The sequence below is a fragment of the Pseudomonas monsensis genome, from assembly GCF_014268495.2.
In the GTDB taxonomy this organism is placed as follows: domain Bacteria; phylum Pseudomonadota; class Gammaproteobacteria; order Pseudomonadales; family Pseudomonadaceae; genus Aquipseudomonas; species Aquipseudomonas monsensis.
Map to the genome: position 1 here is coordinate 3,981,466 of NZ_CP077087.1, position 18,345 is coordinate 3,999,810.

Below are 18,345 nucleotides of genomic sequence, written 5' to 3' on the forward strand. Positions count from 1 at the left end.
CCCCAGCCCTCTCCCCCAAGGGGGCGAGGGGGAAAGGGAGCCGATCTCCGTGCTGTTCAACATCCGAGTTCGGCGCGGTATCGCACGTCGGCGCAGCTCTCGCAAACACCACAGTCAGCCCCCTCTCCCCCCGGGAGAGGGTTAGGGTGAGGGGCTTTTGAGAACTTGAGTTCGACTCGGTGCAGCACGTCGGTGTAATTCGTCCAAACACCACGATCAGTCCCCTCCCCTCCGGGAGAGGGTCAGGGTGAGGGGCTTTTGAGAACTTGAGTTCGACTCGGTGCAGCACGTCGGTGTAATTCGTCCAAACACCACGATCAGTCCCCTCTCCCCCCGGGAGAGGGTCAGGGTGAGGGGCTTTTGAGAACTTGAGTTCGACTCGGTGCAGCACGTCGGTGTAATTCGTCCAAACACCACGATCAGTCCCCTCTCCCCCCGGAGAGGGTCAGGGTGAGGGGCTCTTCGCGCAAACGATTAACCCTGCATTAACCCGCATCTTTTTCCTGTCCAGACAAGCTGTTACTGTACGGCCCACTAAGCCCAAGCCGCCTGGATCGGATCTGACTTGAAGCGTCCCCTCCTCCTGCTCCTGATCAGCCTGGCCTTGAGCTCAACCGCAAGCGCGACGATTACCGAAAGTCACGGTTATGCGCAGTTCGGCACGCTCAAGTACCCGGCCAGATTTACCCACTTCGACTGGGTCAACCCGCAAGCGCCCAAGGGCGGTACGTTGCGGGTGATGGCATTCGGCACCTTCGATACGGTCAATCCCTACACGTTCAAGGGCACCAGCCCGGTCACCACGCCGAATTTCCTGCAGTACGGCATCAACGAGCTGAACGAGCCGCTGATGGTCGGCACCGGCCAGTATTCGCCGTCCGGTGACGAACCCGCATCCAGTTACGGCTTGATCGCGCAATCGGTGGAGTACAGCGAAGATCGCAGCTGGGTGGTGTTCAATCTGCGCCCCGAAGCACGTTTTCACGATGGCACGCCGATCACCGCCTACGACGTGGCGTTCTCCTACCGTCTGCTGCTCAAGGAAGGTCATCCGCTGTACCGAACGGCGTTGCAGGAAGTGTTGCGCGTCGACATCCTCAACAAGCAGCGCATCCGTTTCGTGCTCAAGCGCTCCGGTAATCCGTTGTTGATCCTGCGTCTCGGCGAACTGCCGGTGCTGCCGCAGCATTACTGGAAAGACCGCGACTTCAAGGCCACCACCTTCGAGCCGCCGCTGGGCAGCGGGCCATACCGCATCACGTCCGTCACACCGGGGCGGCAGTTGATCTTCGAACGGGTCAAGGACTACTGGGGCAAGGATTTGCCGGTCAATCGCGGCAAGTACAACTTTGATCGCATGGAAGTCGAGTTCTACCGCGACAGCGACGTCGCCTTCGAAGCATTCAAGGCCGGCGAGTTCGACATCTATATCGAGCACCAGGCGAAGAACTGGGCCAACGGCTACAACTTCCCGGCCGTGCGCCGTGGCGATGTTATCAAGGCGCAGATCCCGCATCAGATCCCGACCCCGAGCCAGGGCCTGTTCATGAACACCCGGCGTCCGACGTTTGCCGACGTCAAGGTGCGTGAAGCGCTGGGCCTGATGTTCGACTTCGAGTGGACCAACCGAGCGCTGTTCAGCGACGCCTACAAGCGCACGACCAGCTACTACCCCAACAGCGAGTTTTCCGCGACGGGGCTGCCGGTCGGCCATGAATGGCTGATGCTCAAGCCGTACAAGGAGCAACTCCCGGCACGGCTGTTCACCGAACCATTCAGCCTGCCGCAGACCGATGGCCGCGGCATCCCTCGGGAGACCATGCGCAAGGCCCTGGCCCTGCTCGCCGAGGCCGGCTGGAAGCTCAACGGTCAACGCTTGCAAAACGCCAATGGCCAGCCACTGAGCTTCGAACTGCTGCTGGTCAACCCGAACCTTGAGCGCATCCTGCAGCCGTACATCGAGAACCTCAACAGCATCGGCATAGATGCGCGCCTGCGCACGGTGGATCGCGCCCAGTACAAACAACGTCTGGATCAGTTCGATTTCGACATGATCCTGATGACGCTCAACCAGACGCTCAGCCCGGGTCTGGAGCAATGGCAGTACTTCCATTCCAGTCAGGTCGGGGTCAAGGGCAGCAAGAACTACGCCGGTATTGCCAACCCGGTGGTCGACCATCTGCTCGAACAGCTGCTCGCCGCGCAAACCCGCGATGAACAGGTCGCCGCCGGCAAGGCGCTGGACCGCGTGCTGCTGTGGCAGCACTACAGCATTCCCAACTGGTACCTCAATTATCACCGTCTGGCCTACCGCAACCGGTTGGCCTTTGTCACCACGCCGCCCTACACCCTGGGCCTGAGCGCGTGGTGGCTGAAGTCTTCGGAGAAAGATCAATGAAACCGTTCCGCGCCCTGCTCGTGCAGGCCAGCGGTCTGCTGTTCGCCGGGCTGGCCTGTGCCACCCCGCAACACGCTGTGACCCTGTACAACGAGCCACCGAAATACCCGGCCGATTTCAAGCATTTCGATTACGTGAACCCCGACGCGCCCAAAGGCGGGACATTCCGTCAGGCCGGTTTCGGCGGCTTCGACAGCCTCAACCCGTTCATCAGCAAAGGGGTGCCGGCCGACGACGTCGGGCAGATCTACGACACCCTGACCAAGCACAGCCTCGATGAGCCGTTCACCGAATACGGCCTGATCGCCAGCAAGATCGAAAAGGCTCCGGACAACAGCTGGGTGCGCTTCTACCTGCGCCCCGAAGCGCGCTTCCACGACGGCCACCCGGTACGTGCCGAGGACGTGGTGTTCAGCTTCAACACGCTGACCAAGGAAGGTTCACCACTGTTTCGCGGCTACTACAGCGACGTTTCCGAAGTGATCGCCGAAGATCCGCTGAAAGTGCTGTTCAAGTTCAAGCACACCAACAACCGCGAGTTGCCGCTGATTCTCGGCCAGTTGCCGGTGCTGCCGAAACACTGGTGGGCCAGTCGTGACTTCACCAAGGGCAACCTGGAAATCCCGCTGGGCAGCGGCCCGTACAAGGTCGCCGAAGTGAAGGCCGGGCGCTCGGTGCGCTATGAGCGGGTCAAGGATTACTGGGGCAAGGATTTGCCGGTCAACCGTGGTTTCTACAATTTCGACACGATGACCACCGATTACTACCGTGACAACACCGTTGCCCTCGAAGCGCTGAAGGCCGGGCAATTCGATTACTGGCTGGAAATGACCGCAAAAAACTGGGCCAACGCCTACAACATCCCGGCGGTCACCGAAGGTCGCTTGATCAAGGAACAGATCGCCAACAGCAATCCGACCGGCATGCAGGGCTTTGTCTTCAACCTGCGCCGCCCGGTGTTTCAGGATGTGCGGGTGCGTCAGGCGCTCGGCCTGCTGTTCGACTTCGAATGGACCAACAAACAACTGTTCAACGGCGCCTACTTCCGCACCCGCAGCTATTTCGAGAACTCGGAAATGGCTGCCAATGGCCTGCCTGACGCCGAGCAACGGGCGATCCTCGAGCCGTTCCGCAGCAAACTCCCGGCGCAAGTGTTCAGTGAGGCCTTCGAGAACCCGAAGACCGATGCCAGCGGCATGATCCGCGCTCAGCAGCGCGAGGCCTATCAATTGCTGCAAGAGGCTGGCTGGAAGATCGTCGATGACAAAATGGTCGACGCCAACGGCAAACCCGTGGTCATCGAGTTCCTCCTCGCGCAGACCGAATTCGAACGGGTGCTGCTGCCGTTCAAGCGCAACCTCGCTGACCTCGGCATCGACCTGGTGATCCGTCGCGTGGACGTCTCGCAGTACATCAACCGCGTGCGTTCGCGGGACTTCGACATGGTGGTTGGCAGTTTTCCACAGTCCAACTCGCCGGGTAACGAGCAGCGCGAATTCTGGATGAGCGCCGCCGCCGACAAACCGAGCAGCCGCAACACCATGGGCCTGAAAGACCCGATCGTCGATCAATTGGTGGAGACCCTGATCAACGCCGATTCACGCAGCAGCCTGGTGGCTCATGCCCGTGCACTGGACCGGGTATTGCAATGGGGTTACTACGTGGTCCCCAACTGGCACATCAAGACCTGGCGCGTGGCCTACTGGAACCACATCGGCCACCCGAAAGTCTCGCCCAAGTACGACATCGGGATTAACACCTGGTGGGTCAAGCCTGACGCGAAACCCGCCATAGAAGTCGAAACCAAACTGCAAGCCGACCCTGTGGGCACGGAGTAATCAGATGCTGGCGTATATTTTTCGGCGACTGCTGCTGATCATCCCGACCCTGTTCGGCATCCTGCTGATCAACTTCGTGATCATCCAGGCCGCGCCCGGTGGCCCGGTGGAACAGATGATCGCCAAGCTCGAAGGCTTCGAAGGCGCCACCAGCCGCATTGCCGGCGGCGGTGCCGAGGTGTCGGTGGCTGGCTCGTCCTATCGTGGCGCACAAGGCCTGGACCCGGCGCTGATCAAGGAAATCGAGCACATGTACGGGTTCGACAAATCGGCCCCGGAACGCCTGTGGATCATGGTCAAGAACTACGCGAAGCTAGATTTCGGCGACAGTTTCTTCCGCGACGCCAAGGTCATCGACCTGATCAAGGAAAAGCTGCCGGTGTCGATCTCGCTGGGGCTGTGGAGCACGCTGATCATGTACCTGGTGTCGATTCCGCTGGGGATCGCCAAGGCCACGCGGCACGGCAGCCATTTCGATGTCTGGACCAGTTCGGCAATCATCGTCGGCTATGCGATCCCGGCGTTTCTCTTTGCGATCCTGCTGATCGTGGTGTTTGCCGGCGGCAGCTATCTCGACTGGTTCCCGTTACGCGGACTGACGTCGAACAACTTCGATGAGCTGAGCTTCGGCGGCAAGATCCTCGATTACTTCTGGCACCTGGCGCTGCCGGTGACGGCGCTGGTGATCGGTAACTTCGCAACCATGACCCTGCTAACGAAAAACAGCTTTCTCGACGAAATCAACAAACAATACGTGGTCACCGCCAAGGCCAAGGGCCTGACGCGTAATCGCGTGCTCTACGGCCACGTGTTCCGCAACGCCATGCTGCTGGTGATCGCCGGGTTCCCGTCGGCGTTCATCGGCATCTTCTTCACAGGATCCTTGCTGGTGGAAGTGATCTTCTCCCTCGACGGTCTGGGGCTGATGAGCTTTGAAGCGGCGATCAACCGCGATTACCCGGTGGTGTTCGGCACCCTGTTCATCTTCACCCTGCTGGGGTTGGTGGTGAAACTGATCGGCGACCTCACCTACACCCTGGTCGATCCGCGCATCGACTTCGAAAGCCGGGAGCATTGAGATGAACCTGTCCCCTCTCAACCGCCGCCGGTTCGAACTGTTCAAGGCCAACAAGCGTGGCTGGTGGTCGCTGTGGCTGTTCCTGATCCTGTTCGGCCTGAGCCTCGGCGCCGAGCTGATCGCCAACGACAAGCCGCTGGTGGTGCATTACGACAACAACTGGTACTTCCCGGCGATCAAACGCTACCCGGAAACCACCTTCGGCGGCGAATTCCCGCTGGAGGCCAACTACAAGAGCCCGTACATCCGCGAACTGCTCAAGGCCAAGGACGCGTGGGTGTTGTGGGCGCCGATCCCCTACAGCTACCAGAGCATCAATTACGACCTGAAAGTCCCGGCCCCGGCCCCGCCCTCGGCGGACAACCTGCTGGGCACCGACGACCAGGGCCGCGATGTGCTGGCGCGGGTGATCTACGGCTTCCGCATCTCGGTGCTGTTCGCGCTGACGTTGACCGTGTTGAGTTCGATCATTGGCGTGATTGCCGGCGCGCTGCAGGGCTTCTATGGCGGCTGGGTCGATCTGGCCGGGCAGCGTTTTCTGGAGATCTGGTCGGGGTTGCCGGTGCTGTACCTGCTGATCATTCTCGCCAGTTTCGTCCAGCCGAATTTCTGGTGGCTGCTGGGGATCATGCTGCTGTTCTCGTGGATGAGCCTGGTCGACGTGGTGCGCGCCGAGTTCCTCCGTGGCCGCAACCTTGAATACGTGCGCGCCGCGCGGGCGCTGGGCATGCAGAACGGCGCGATCATGTTCCGCCACATCCTGCCCAACGCGATGGTCTCGACCATGACCTTCATGCCGTTCATCCTCACCGGCGCCATTGGCACCCTCACCGCGTTGGACTTCCTCGGTTTCGGCTTGCCGGCCGGCAGTCCGTCGCTGGGTGAGCTGGTGGCCCAGGGTAAATCCAACCTGCAAGCGCCGTGGCTCGGCATGAGCGCATTTGCCGTGCTGGCGTTGATGTTGAGTTTGCTGGTGTTTATCGGCGAGTCCGCTCGCGATGCCTTCGACCCGAGGAAGTGAAATGAATCAGGACAATCTGATCGAAGTGCGCGACCTCGCCGTCGAATTTGGCCTTGGCGAGCGCGTCCACCGCGTGGTCGAAGGTGTGAGCTTCGACATCAAGCGCGGCGAAACCCTGGCGCTGGTCGGTGAATCCGGCTCGGGCAAATCGGTGACGGCGCACTCGATCCTGCGCCTGCTGCCCTACCCGATCGCCCGTCACCCGGCCGGCAGCATCAATTACGCCGGACAGAATCTGCTGGCACTGAAAGAAAAGACCATTCGCCACATTCGCGGCAACCGCATCGCAATGATCTTTCAGGAGCCGATGACCTCGCTGAACCCGCTGCACTCGATCGAGAAGCAGATCAACGAGGTGCTGGGCATCCACAAGGGCCTGACCGGCAAAGTCGCGACCCAGCGCACCCTGGAGCTGCTGGAGATGGTCGGCATCCCCGAGCCGCACAAGCGCCTCAAGGCCCTGCCCCACGAATTGTCCGGCGGCCAGCGCCAGCGGGTGATGATCGCCATGGCCCTGGCCAACGAGCCGGAACTGCTGATTGCCGACGAGCCGACCACCGCCCTGGATGTGACCGTTCAGCTGAAAATCCTCGATTTGCTCAAGGAATTACAGGCCCGATTGGGCATGTCGCTGTTACTGATCAGTCACGATTTGAACCTGGTGCGAAGAATTGCGCATCGCGTATGTGTCATGCAGCGCGGTTGCATCGTCGAACAGGCATCGTGCGAAGAGCTGTTCCGTTCGCCGCAGCATCCGTACACTCGGGAATTGCTCGGCGCGGAGCCCAGCGGAGGCCCGGCGAGCAATAAAATCGGCGCGCCGCTGCTTGAAGTCGAGGACCTGAAAGTCTGGTTTCCGATCAAGAAAGGCCTGCTCAAGCGCACGGTGGATTACGTCAAGGCAGTGGACGGCATCAATTTCAGCCTGCCTCAGGGTCAGACCCTGGGGATCGTGGGGGAAAGCGGTTCCGGCAAATCCACCCTGGGTCTGGCGATTTTGCGGCTGATCGGCAGCAAAGGCGCCATTCGCTTTGAAGGCAAGCAGCTAGACTGCCTGACGCAGAACGAGGTTCGCCCGTTGCGTCGGGAGATGCAGGTGGTGTTTCAGGACCCGTTCGGCAGCCTGAGCCCGCGCATGTGCGTCAGCGACATCGTTGGCGAAGGCTTGCGGATTCACAAGATGGGCACCGCCGAGGAGCAAGAGGCGGCGATTATTGCGGCATTGAAGGAGGTAGGTCTGGATCCGGAAACCCGGCACCGCTACCCCCACGAATTTTCCGGTGGGCAACGGCAGCGAATCGCCATTGCCCGGGCTTTGGTGCTGAAACCGGCGCTGATCCTGCTGGACGAGCCGACGTCGGCGCTCGACCGGACGGTGCAGCGGCAAGTGGTGGAGCTGTTGCGTTCACTGCAAGCCAAGTACAACCTGACGTATTTGTTTATCAGCCATGATTTGGCTGTCGTCAAAGCGCTGAGCCACCAGTTGATGGTGGTCAAGCATGGCCAAGTGGTCGAACAGGGAGACGCGCAAAGTATCTTTGCCGCCCCCCAACATCCGTATACACAGCAGTTGCTGGAAGCCGCTTTTCTGGCACCAGCCACTGCGCAATAACCTGAAAGAGGAGCAACACATGGGTTTTCTCGCCGGTAAGCGCGTACTGATCGTCGGTGTCGCCAGCAAGCTGTCCATCGCATCCGGCATCGCTGCCGCCATGCATCGCGAGGGCGCTGAGCTTGCCTTCACTTATCAGAACGACAAACTGAAAGGTCGTGTTGAAGAATTCGCACAGGGCTGGGGTTCGAGCCCTGAGCTGTGCTTCCCGTGCGACGTGGCCAGCGATGAAGAAATCGCCAAGGTCTTCGAAGAGCTGAGCAAGAAGTGGGACGGCCTGGACTGCATCGTGCATTCCGTCGGCTTCGCCCCGGGCGACCAACTGGACGGCGACTTCACCGAAGCCACCACCCGTGAAGGTTTCCGTATCGCTCACGACATCAGCGCCTACAGCTTCGTGGCCCTGGCCAAAGCTGGCCGCGAAATGATGAAAGGCCGCAACGGCAGCCTGCTGACCCTGTCGTACCTGGGCGCCGAGCGCACCATGCCGAACTACAACGTAATGGGCATGGCCAAGGCTTCGCTGGAAGCTGGCGTACGTTACCTGGCCGGCTCCCTGGGCCCGGACGGCACCCGCGTCAACTGCGTATCGGCTGGCCCGATCCGTACTCTGGCAGCCTCGGGCATCAAGAACTTCCGCAAGATGCTGGCCGCCAACGAAGCGCAAACCCCGCTGCGCCGTAACGTCACCATCGAAGAAGTCGGCAACGCCGGCGCCTTCCTGTGCTCCGACCTGGCGTCGGGCATCAGCGGTGAAATCATGTACGTCGACGGCGGCTTCAACACCACCGCCATGGGCAACATCGAAGAGTAATCTTCGCCTGTCCCATAAAAACCCGCCATTTGCTGGCGGGTTTTTTATGGGTTGAAGCAAAAGAACTTCAAGCAAGAATGCCGAGGATTCTCGGAGCGGGAGCAACAGCTGAGTCGATGGCGGCGAGGACTCTTCCCGTAGTGGTTTGAACCAGCACCCCACCCATCAGGTTAGAAGGCTCATGCACATGCAAGCCTTGATCTCCGAAGTCCGGATCAAGCTGGCCATTGGTCTGGACCCGTAACCAGTAGGCACGTGCGGCGAACCCGGCGTAACCGGCAGCAATGATTTTTCCATCCGCCTGCAAGGCAACTGCATTGCATATGAGGACATAGCCCGGAACATCCATGGGCACATCAGTCAACAGTCTGATCCCGTTATTGAACGTCGGATCAAATTCACCATCGGCTGTCAGCCTGGAGACACATACCCGATACCCGCTGGGCTTGACAACTTCATGTCCCACCACAATGAGCTTGTCTTCAAGAAAAATGACACGCCCCATCACGTTGTTGCCATCGGCTTCCCAGTAGCCGTTCCTGCCAAAGGTATCGTCGAGTGCACCATTTGACAAAAACCGGGCGACTGATTGCTTTCGATCATATGAACCCACCCGCACCCGCTCGGTGGTTCCGCCCACAACAATCTTCCCGTCGCGGGTCACGACCACGCTTTTAACTTCAGTGTTCTGCCCGTTCATGAGCACCTCGACAAAGCCGCGCCCACCGCCAAATTCCAGATCGGCCTCGCCATTGGCCTGAAGTCGATAAAGTCGGCTGCCCCTGAGCACCAATTGGTCTTGTCCATCGACCAAGGTATACGACGCCGCAACCAGGATTTTCCCGTCGGCCTGTAAACATCCGTACGAAGGGAACTCGGTGAACAGATTGTTTTGTGCCGGCAACGGCAGAATCTTGTTACCGAAGACCAGATCCGGGGTTCCATTGCTGTTGAATCGGGTAATGGCAACTTTGGGTCGTTGATCAGAGCGATCGTCGCGAAGCGCTCCGATCACCACATATTTTCCATCCGCCTGTTGGAGTAACTGAACGGGGACCGATAGCTTGCCGGGCGCAAACTCCCACCGGGTGACCCCGTCGCTGCCAAACTGCAGATCCTGGCTGCCGTTGGCGAAAATCCGGTAAAACCACATTTCGTTACCGACCCACAGACCATGGACAATAGAGCCCTGGTTATCCTCCACCATGCACCGGAGGGTGCCTGAAGCAATGGGAACGTTTACAACACCGTCCACGCCGAATGTTGGATCGAGATCGCCGGCATTGTTGACAGAAGAAGCGCCATCTTGACTGTTCATGTGGTTCATCCTTTGAGAAAGACGCTGCCTGTAATGCTTTGCGCGAATGGCGTATCTGAAAGTCTTGAGGCAGCAGTTCGAAACGCGCGAGCTACTGTCACACGCCGCCCTACCGCGAAACACCTGTCAGAAATGACAGTGCCATAGTCTTTACGAGCCAAATCAGTGTCTCGGCAGCCCTGGCTTTTTTGTGCGCTCCCGCTCCCACAGGGAGGATTGGGGGGGTTATTCCAGGCACTGGGCGAACAGCTTTTGAATCGGTTGATTGCGCTGGCTATAGCGCTGCAGCAGGACCATCTCGCGGTAGAACGTCAGCTCACCCAACTCGATTACCCTGACCTTGAGCGGATGCTCCAGCCACAGTCCGGCCCTGGGCAACAACGAAACGCCCAGCCCCGACTCGACCATTTTCACGATCGCCTCCAGCTCATCCAGCTCCAGCGCTACGTTGACCTCTATGCGCTGCTCCCGCAGAAACCGCGTCACCAATCGCCCTCCGAAAGAATTGCGGTCGTAGCGCACATGCGGCCGTTCGGCGAGCAACCGCAGCGGATCGTCGCCATCGACCTGCGGCGGCACGATCAACACAAACGGCTCACGCCGGATCACCTGCGCCGACAACTCCTTGGGCAACTCGAACGGTGGCTTGATCATGATCGCCAAATCAACTTCGCCGGCATCGACCTGACTCAACAGATTCAACGACACGCCCGGCACCAGTTTTGGCTCCAGCCCCGGTGCCTGCTGGCGCAAACGCAACAAGGCTTGCGGCAACAGGCCGGTTTGCGCAGTGGCCACTGCACCGATTTTCAGCTCGCCGCGAAACTCGCTGACCGCGTCGTCCACCGCCATGCGGCTGAAGATCGCGAGCATTTCCTGCGCCATCGGCAACGCCCGCTGCCCCGCCGCATTGAGCGTCGCCTGCCGACCGGTGCGATCGAACAGGCGAATGCCCAAGGCGTTTTCGAGGTTGCGGATCTGCGCACTGACCGCCGACTGCGTCAGGCCAATATGCAAACCCGCGGCCGCAAACGTGCCGTGGCGTGCCACCGCGAGAAAGGTTTTGAGTTCGCGCAGCATGCACACCTCGATTGATCGAAATAATTTGAGCTCGCTACAAAAACTATCGTCTTTCAATCACATTTCACAGCACTAAACTCAGTCAACCGAACCTGATCGAGAATCCCACTATGCAGCTCAGCCCTTTTCATCTGGCCATTCCGGTGTATGACCTTGACGCCGCACGGCACTTTTACCGCGAGGTGTTTGGTCTGGAAGAAGGTCGCTCCAGTGAGCACTGGGTCGATTTCAACTTCTTTGGTCATCAACTGGTGATTCACCTGGCGCCGAAAAACGCCTCGCAGGAAGCCGCGCACACCAACGCCGTCGACGGGCATGACGTGCCGGTGCCGCATTTTGGCGTGGTGTTGGGGATGCAGGAATGGGAGGCGCTGGCCGAGCGCTTGCAGTCGCTGGAAACGAAATTTGTGATTGAGCCGGGGATTCGCTTTCAGGGTTTGGTGGGGGAACAGGCGACGATGTTTTTGTTTGACCCGTGCGGCAATGCGCTGGAGTTCAAGGCGTTCAAGGATATTGGGCAGTTGTTTGCCAAATAGATTTGTATTGTTCGGGCTGACGCATTCGCTAGCAGACTAGCGCCCACCGGGATCTGCGGTGAACCGGGATTTTCTGAACACCGAGGGTACCTGTGGGAGTGAGCTTGCTCACGAAGAGGCCAGCACATTCAACAGAGATGTGCCTGACCGGACGCCTTCGCGAGCAAGCTCGCTCCCACATGGATCTGCGGTGCACCGGGATTTTCTGAACACCGAGGGTACCTGTGGGAGTGAGCTTGCTCACGAAGAGGCCAGCACATTCAACAGAGATGTGCCTGACCGGACGCCTTCGCGAGCAAGCTCGCTCCCACATGGATTTGTGGTGCACCGGGATTTTCTGAACACCGAAGGTACCTGTGGGAGTGAGCTTGCTCACGAAGAGGCCAGCACATTCAACAGAGATGTGCCTGACCGGACGCCTTCGCGAGCAAGCTCGCTCCCACATGGATCTGCGGTGAACCGGGATTTTCTGAACACCGAGGGTACCTGTGGGAGTGAGCTTGCTCACGAAGAGGCCAGCACATTCAACAGAGATGTGCCTGACCGGACGCCTTCGCTGGCAAGCCATCTCCCACAGCTTTCTCGGGTGCTCACAAAATCCCGGTTCACTGCAGATCCCTGTGGGAGCTGGCTTGCCAGCGATGAGGCCCGAATCAACAACGCTTCAAGGCCTGCTTGTGCACATACATCGCACTATCAGCATCCGCCAGCAGCCGATCCACGGTCTCATGGCGCTCAGCGTCGTATTCGATCTGCCCGACACTGAAGCGAATCGCATAGCCCCGGTGCAACGTGGCATTACGCTCTTCGAGAATATCCTTGAGCCGCGCCATGATCGCTGTGGTTTCGATATGGCTGGAGCCGGTCAGCAGCGCGACAAACTCATCCCCGCCCAAACGCCCGACCACATCACTCTCGCGAAAGGCGATGCGCAGCACGTCGGCAAAGGTCTTCAGCGCACTGTCACCCTCGGCATGCCCATACAGATCGTTGATCTGTTTGAAGTCATTAAGGTCGAAAAACAGCAAGGTCGCCGGGCGCTTTATCCGCGCGCAGGCGTCCAGCGCGTGCTGCGCCAGTTGCTTGAAACCACGGCGATTGGACAGCAACGTCAATTCATCCATGCTCGCGACCTGCACAGCGGCCAGCTCTTGCTCGGCCATTTCCGCCAGATCCCGCAACAACGCGCGCTCTTCCGCGTCGAGGTCGCGGGGCTTGGTGTCGATCAGGCACAGCGTGCCCATTTTATTGCCGTTGGGCACGGTCAAAGGGTAACCGGCGTAGAAGCGAATGTGCGGCGCGCCCGTCACCAGCGGGTTGTCATGGAAGCGCACATCTTCGCGGGCGTCCGGCACCAACAACAGGCCGTCGTTAAGAATCGCATGGCCGCAGAATGAAACATCCCTCGGCGTCTCTCTGACATCCAGCCCCACACACGATTTGAACCACTGCCGATTGGTGTCGACCAGCGTCACCAGTGCAATCGGCACATTGAACAGGCGTCTCGCCAACCGTGTCAGTCGATCGAAACGCTCTTCAGGGGCGGAATCGAGCAGTTCAAGACCGTGCAGCGCCTGAACTCGCGCCGTTTCATTCGCAGGTTTTCCTGGAACCAGCATCAGCACACTCCATTGGCAACAATGCTTTTAAGCGTAGCGCTAATTCACCGAGAGGTTCACTTCATCAGATCCCCGCCACCGGACAAGGCCCGCCCGCATCGGCCCAGAGCTTGAATTGCGTCACGAAAATATCGTGCGGCACTGGCACCGGCGCGCGCCCTGCTCCGGGATTCCAGCCCCACAGCACCAGTTTGTCTTCGCTGACATGCTTGATCAGCGCAGCAAAGTCGCGATCGCCATTGCTCGAGCGATCCTTGATCATCGCGCAGAGCTTGTCCGGCGGCAGGCCGATCCAGGCCATTTTGTGCGCCGCCGGCGGCAGGCTCCAGTGCGGTGCCCCCGGTGGCGCATGCGGGCCGTAACTGGCCGGCGGATTGTTTTCCGCGTGACAGGTTGCACAGGGCAAACCAGCCGCACCCTTGCCGTCCATGCCGCGCACCACGTTCATCGCATGGGGAATGCCGGCGTCGAACTGCAATGGCGAATCACCGGGGATGTGGCAGTTCTGGCAACGCGGGCTCTGAAAGACTTTCTGCACGGTGCCGAACGCCTTCAGTGCTTCCTGATCGTCGGCGAACAGCTCAGAGGCATAACCACCCAGCCCCAACAGGATCACCGAGCCCAACAACAGATGTCGTTTCATCTCACACCCCCGACAGTTGCAGCGGCAACTCGCGCAGGCGTTGCCCGGTCAGGGCGAACACCGCATTGGCCACGGCTGGCGCGGTCGGCGGCACACCGGCCTCGCCGATGCCGCCGGGTTTGTCGCTGCTGGGCACGATGTGCACTTCCACCACCGGCATCTCGTTGAGCCGCAGCACCTGATAATCGTGATAGTTGGATTGCACGACCGCGCCGTCCTTGAGCGTCAGTTTGCTGTGCAGCGCCATGCCCAGGCCGAAGGTGATGCACGACTCCATCTGCGCGGCGATGCTCTGTGGATTCACCGCAATTCCGCAGTCCACGGCGCAGACCACGCGATGCACGCGAATCGCCAGATTGTCCTGAGACACCTCCGCGACCTGCGCCACGTAACTGCCGAATGACTCATGTACCGCGACGCCCAACGCGTGACCGTCCGGCAACGGCGCTTTCCAGTTGGCCTTCTCCACCGCCAGGTTCAACACGCCAAGATGCCGAGGGTGTTCCTTGAGCAATGTGCGCCGGTACTCGACCGGATCCTTGCCGGCCGCTGTGGCCATTTCATCAATCAGCGATTCCATGACAAACGCGGTATGGCTATGCCCCACCGATCGTAGCCAGAGCACGTTGATGCAAGTCTGCGGCGAATGCAGATCGACCTGATGATCGGCCAGCCCCTTGATATAGGGACTGTCGGCCACGCCTTCGACCGAGGTCGCGTCGATGCCATTCTTGACCATCGTCGCTTCCAGCAGGGTGCCGGCCATAATCGACTGCCCGACCAGCACATGCTGCCAGCTCGACGGCAGGCCATCGGCGCCGAGGCCGATCCGTGCCTGATGCAGAAACATCGAACGGTAGTAACCACCGCGAATATCATCCTCCCGCGACCACACGGTTTTCACCGGCATGGCGGCGGCTTTCGCCACTTGCACCGCTTCGGCGACGAAGTCAGACGTTGGGTTGGCCCGGCGCCCGAAACCACCGCCCAGGAATTCGGTGTGAATCTCGACCTGCTCCGGTTTCAGCCCGGTGATCTTGCCGGCGACCATTTGATCGAGCGTCTGAAACTGCGTTCCAGTCCAGATCTCGCACTTCTCGGCGCTGATCTTCACCGTACAGTTCAACGGTTCCATCGGCGCGTGAGCCAGATACGGCACGCTGTACTCAACGTCGATCTTCTTCACCGCCTTGCCGAAACGGCCCTTGGCGTCTCCGGCCTGAGTCGCCGAAGTCCCCGGCGTGGCGGCCAGTTTGCGGAAACTCTCCAGCAGGGTTGCGCTGCTCAGATCGGTGTGCGGCCCCAGGTTCCAGTCGACCTTCAACGCGTCCCGCCCGAGTTTCGCCGCCCAGTAATGCTCGGCAATCACTGCCACGCCGGTGGGCACCTGCACCACTTTGTGCACGCCCGGCACGGCCAGCGCTTCAGCGCCTTCGAAGGATTTGACCGTCGCGCCGAATACTGGCGCACGGGCAACCATCGCCGTCATCAAGCCTTCGAACTGCACGTCCATGCCGAATTTGGCGCGGCCGGTGATTTTCTCCGGGGTGTCGAGGCGTTTGGTCGGTTTGCCGATGACCTTCCAGTCCTTGGCGTCCTTGAAGGTGATCGACTTCGGGTCCGGCACCGGCAGTTGCCCGGCCGCGTCAGCCAGTTCGCCGTACGTCGCGCGTTTATCGCCAGCGATGACCACACCCGATTCGGTGCGAATCGCTGAAGGCGCGACGTCGAAACGCTTGGCCGCCGCCTCGACCAACATCTGCCGCGCCGTGGCGCCAGCCAGACGATAGCGGTCGAACTCCATCCACGTCGATGTCGAGCCACCGGTAATCTGCATGCCGCCAAACGCCGGCATGCCGTAATCCGCCGCCGAGGCCGGTGAATGTTCGACGCGGATTGTCGACCAGTCGGCGTCCAGCTCTTCGGCAATCAACATGGTCAGGCCGGTCCAGATGCCCTGGCCCATTTCCGAATGGCCGAGCAACACGGTGACGCTGTTGTCTGCGGCAATGCGCAAGAACGCATTTGGCGCGAAGACCTTGCCTTCATTCTCTGCCGCGAAGGCAAACTTATGGGCGCCGGGCACGACAAACGCTACCACCAGGCCACCGCCCAACATGGCGCTGCCCTTGAGAAAACCCCGACGCGATACAGGACTGTTCATCGTCTATCTCCCAATCAGCCAATCTCGGACGCACGTTTCACGGCCGCTCGGATTCGCGGATAGGTGCCGCAGCGGCAGATATTGCCGGAGAGCGCCTGATCGATATCGCTGTCGGTGGGTTTGGGGATTTTTGCCAATAAGGCTGCGGCAGACATGATCTGCCCCGACTGGCAGTAACCGCACTGCACCACGTCGAGTTCGGCCCAGGCTTGTTGCACCGGGTGCGAACCGTCGGTGGACAGCCCTTCGATGGTGAGGATTTTCTGGCCGTGGGCCACGGCGGTGGCGGGCGTGATGCAGGCGCGCAACGGCGCCCCATCGACGTGCACGGTGCACGCGCCGCACTGGGCCATGCCACAGCCGAATTTGGTACCGGTCAGGTGCGCGACATCGCGCAGGACCCAGAGCAACGGCATGTCCGCCGGGACATCGAGCTCCTGATCCTTGCCATTGATATTCAGGGTCAGCATCGGGGGATTTCCTCAGACTCACGGTGTTCTGAAGGGGCGTCGCTGTGGCAGCAGATGCCTACGCACGCCTCGGCTTTTCCCTTTCAGCAAAGCCTAAATTGCGCTTCAAGCCAGATGTTGCGACCACCGGTCATGCAACGGTCGACTTTGATCCTACAGTTGATAACGGCTCGCACTGAGCCTGCGCAGCAGAAATCCATCATGAGCAAAACCGGTCCGCGCTTGCCGCGCGGGTTATCCATCACATTGGTCTGGAGTAGCGAACATGGGATTTGTCACCAGCAAAGACGGCGTCGAAATCTTCTACAAGGACTGGGGCCCGAAAGACGCGCCGGTGATCCACTTCCATCACGGCTGGCCGCTCAGTTCCGATGACTGGGATGCGCAGATGCTGTTCTTCCTGGGCAAAGGCTTCCGGGTGGTTGCCCATGATCGCCGAGGGCACGGGCGTTCGAGTCAGGTCTGGGACGGGCACGACATGGATCATTACGCCGACGATACGCTGGCTGTGGTTAATCATCTGGGCCTGAAGAACGTCGTGCATGTCGGTCACTCGACCGGTGGTGGTGAGGTGATTCATTACATTGCCCGGCATGGCCAGGCCAACGTCGCCAAAGGTGTGCTGATCAGTGCGGTGCCGCCGCTGATGGTGCAAACCGAGAGCAATCCGGGTGGTTTGCCGAAATCGGTGTTCGATGATTTCCAGGCACAACTGGCGGCGAACCGGGCGCAGTTCTATCGGGACATTCCGACCGGGCCGTTCTATGGCTACAACCGGCCGGGCGCCACGCCTTCGGAGGGGATTATTGCCAACTGGTGGCGTCAGGGCATGATCGGCGGCGCCAAGGCGCATTACGACGGGATCGTGGCGTTTTCGCAGACCGATTTCACCGAGGACTTGAAGAAGGTCACGGTGCCGGTGCTGGTGATGCATGGCGAGGATGATCAGATTGTGCCGTATGCGGACTCGGGGCCGTTGTCGGCGAAGTTGCTGCCCAATGGCACGCTGAAATCGTATCCGGGGTTTCCGCACGGGATGCCGACGACCGAGGCCGAGACGATTAACGCGGATCTGCTGGCGTTTATTCGCGGTGAAGATCTGTAAGTTTATGTACTGCACCCTGTGGGAGCGAGCTTGCTCGCGAAAGCGTCATTACTTTCAATATTGATGTCGACTGACACGACGCCTTCGCGAGCAAGCTCGCTCCCACAGGGACTATGTGACATGCCAAAAATCCTCACTCCATTCCAAGTCCCACAAGTTTTCTGCCCCCTCTACTCCTCTGTACGCTCCGTGCTCTCGCGATCACGCTCGTAGTGGTGAGCCAGTGGCAGCGCCGGTAGCCACGACTCGCGGCGGATGGTCCAGAGTTCGTAGGTAGGTTTGAACTGATTAGGCTCATCGAGCGATCCGACGTTGACCTCTACTTCATCTTCGGAACGCGTGAACACCGGAGAACCGCAGCGCGGGCAGAAAAAGCGCCCGTTGTAGTCGTGGGTTTCGCCGGTGACGGTCAACGCATCCTCGGGGAATATGGCCGAGGTGCCGAATAGTGCGCCGTGGCGCTTGCGGCAGTCGAGGCAGTGGCAGATGCCGACGCGGTAGGGCTGACCTGTCACTTCGAAACGGACATCACCGCATAGGCAACCGCCAGTCAATCGATTCATGTCACACCTCCTCTTCAGAATTTGAAATTACCGACAGCCCTCACCCTAACCCTCTCCCGGAGGGAGAGGGAACTGACCGAGTTGTT

15 protein-coding genes are annotated in these 18,345 nt (G+C 60.0%); 8 read left to right on the forward strand and 7 right to left on the reverse strand.

Features of this window, described 5'->3' with window-relative positions:
• Positions 1-565 precede the first annotated feature (565 nt).
• From HV782_RS17405 to fabI, 6 genes are read left to right on the forward strand one after another with little or no spacing between them, the layout of a single operon-like run.
• Positions 566-2,398 (forward strand): extracellular solute-binding protein, encoded by a 1,833-nt coding sequence (locus tag HV782_RS17405; RefSeq protein ID WP_186748537.1) that lies wholly within the window; start codon positions 566-568, stop codon positions 2,396-2,398.
• On the forward strand, positions 2,395-4,236 hold the full coding sequence (locus HV782_RS17410) for an extracellular solute-binding protein (protein ID WP_186748536.1): 1,842 nt from the start codon (positions 2,395-2,397) through the stop codon (positions 4,234-4,236). Before HV782_RS17405 ends, HV782_RS17410 begins: the two co-directional genes overlap by 4 nt.
• Before the next feature lie 4 nt (positions 4,237-4,240).
• Positions 4,241-5,314 carry a microcin C ABC transporter permease YejB gene (locus tag HV782_RS17415; RefSeq protein ID WP_186748535.1) on the forward strand — a complete coding sequence of 358 codons (1,074 nt, stop codon included), beginning with the start codon at positions 4,241-4,243 and terminating at the stop codon, positions 5,312-5,314.
• Position 5,315: 1 nt separating this feature from the next.
• On the forward strand, positions 5,316-6,335 hold the full coding sequence (locus tag HV782_RS17420) for an ABC transporter permease (protein WP_064587187.1): 1,020 nt from the start codon (positions 5,316-5,318) through the stop codon (positions 6,333-6,335).
• Between the two features lies 1 nt (position 6,336).
• A complete protein-coding gene (locus HV782_RS17425; protein WP_123462784.1) occupies positions 6,337-7,947 on the forward strand; it encodes an ABC transporter ATP-binding protein in 1,611 nt (536 codons plus the stop codon).
• A gap of 19 nt (positions 7,948-7,966) precedes the next feature.
• Positions 7,967-8,761: an enoyl-ACP reductase FabI gene (gene fabI / locus HV782_RS17430; RefSeq protein WP_003202751.1), complete on the forward strand. Its 795-nt coding sequence runs from the start codon at positions 7,967-7,969 to the stop codon at positions 8,759-8,761.
• Between the two features lie 67 nt (positions 8,762-8,828).
• On the opposite strand, the gene HV782_RS17435 is transcribed toward fabI, so the two are convergent.
• Together HV782_RS17435 and HV782_RS17440 are read right to left on the reverse strand one after the other, a co-directional pair.
• Positions 8,829-10,079, reverse strand: coding sequence for a hypothetical protein (locus HV782_RS17435; protein ID WP_186748534.1), 1,251 nt, complete (start codon positions 10,077-10,079; stop codon positions 8,829-8,831).
• 225 nt (positions 10,080-10,304) lie between these two features.
• Positions 10,305-11,159, reverse strand: a complete 855-nt coding sequence (locus tag HV782_RS17440; protein WP_186748533.1) for a LysR family transcriptional regulator — start codon at positions 11,157-11,159, stop codon at positions 10,305-10,307.
• Positions 11,160-11,269: 110 nt separating this feature from the next.
• Between HV782_RS17440 and HV782_RS17445 the strand changes: the two genes are divergently transcribed.
• The gene (locus HV782_RS17445; protein WP_186748532.1) at positions 11,270-11,695 is read left to right on the forward strand and encodes a VOC family protein; all 426 of its coding nucleotides are present in this window, start codon (positions 11,270-11,272) and stop codon (positions 11,693-11,695) included.
• Between the two features lie 653 nt (positions 11,696-12,348).
• On the opposite strand, the gene HV782_RS17450 is transcribed toward HV782_RS17445, so the two are convergent.
• The 4 genes from HV782_RS17450 to HV782_RS17465 all read right to left on the reverse strand — a co-directional run bounded on the left by HV782_RS17450 (position 12,349) and on the right by HV782_RS17465 (position 16,591).
• On the reverse strand, positions 12,349-13,314 hold the full coding sequence (locus HV782_RS17450; protein WP_186748759.1) for a GGDEF domain-containing protein: 966 nt from the start codon (positions 13,312-13,314) through the stop codon (positions 12,349-12,351).
• 64 nt (positions 13,315-13,378) lie between these two features.
• On the reverse strand, positions 13,379-13,957 hold the full coding sequence (locus HV782_RS17455; RefSeq protein WP_186748758.1) for a hypothetical protein: 579 nt from the start codon (positions 13,955-13,957) through the stop codon (positions 13,379-13,381).
• 1 nt (position 13,958) lies between these two features.
• On the reverse strand, positions 13,959-16,121 hold the full coding sequence (locus tag HV782_RS17460) for a xanthine dehydrogenase family protein molybdopterin-binding subunit (RefSeq protein WP_186748757.1): 2,163 nt from the start codon (positions 16,119-16,121) through the stop codon (positions 13,959-13,961).
• A 14-nt stretch (positions 16,122-16,135) separates the two neighbouring features.
• On the reverse strand, positions 16,136-16,591 hold the full coding sequence (locus HV782_RS17465; RefSeq protein ID WP_003224136.1) for a (2Fe-2S)-binding protein: 456 nt from the start codon (positions 16,589-16,591) through the stop codon (positions 16,136-16,138).
• Positions 16,592-16,856: 265 nt separating this feature from the next.
• Between HV782_RS17465 and HV782_RS17470 the strand changes: the two genes are divergently transcribed.
• Positions 16,857-17,696 (forward strand): alpha/beta fold hydrolase, encoded by an 840-nt coding sequence (locus tag HV782_RS17470; protein WP_180699112.1) that lies wholly within the window; start codon positions 16,857-16,859, stop codon positions 17,694-17,696.
• Between the two features lie 170 nt (positions 17,697-17,866).
• Here the strand turns inward: HV782_RS17470 and HV782_RS17475 are convergent, their stop codons facing one another.
• Positions 17,867-18,259, reverse strand: coding sequence for a GFA family protein (locus HV782_RS17475; protein WP_186748756.1), 393 nt, complete (start codon positions 18,257-18,259; stop codon positions 17,867-17,869).
• Between the last annotated feature and the right edge of the window lie 86 nt (positions 18,260-18,345).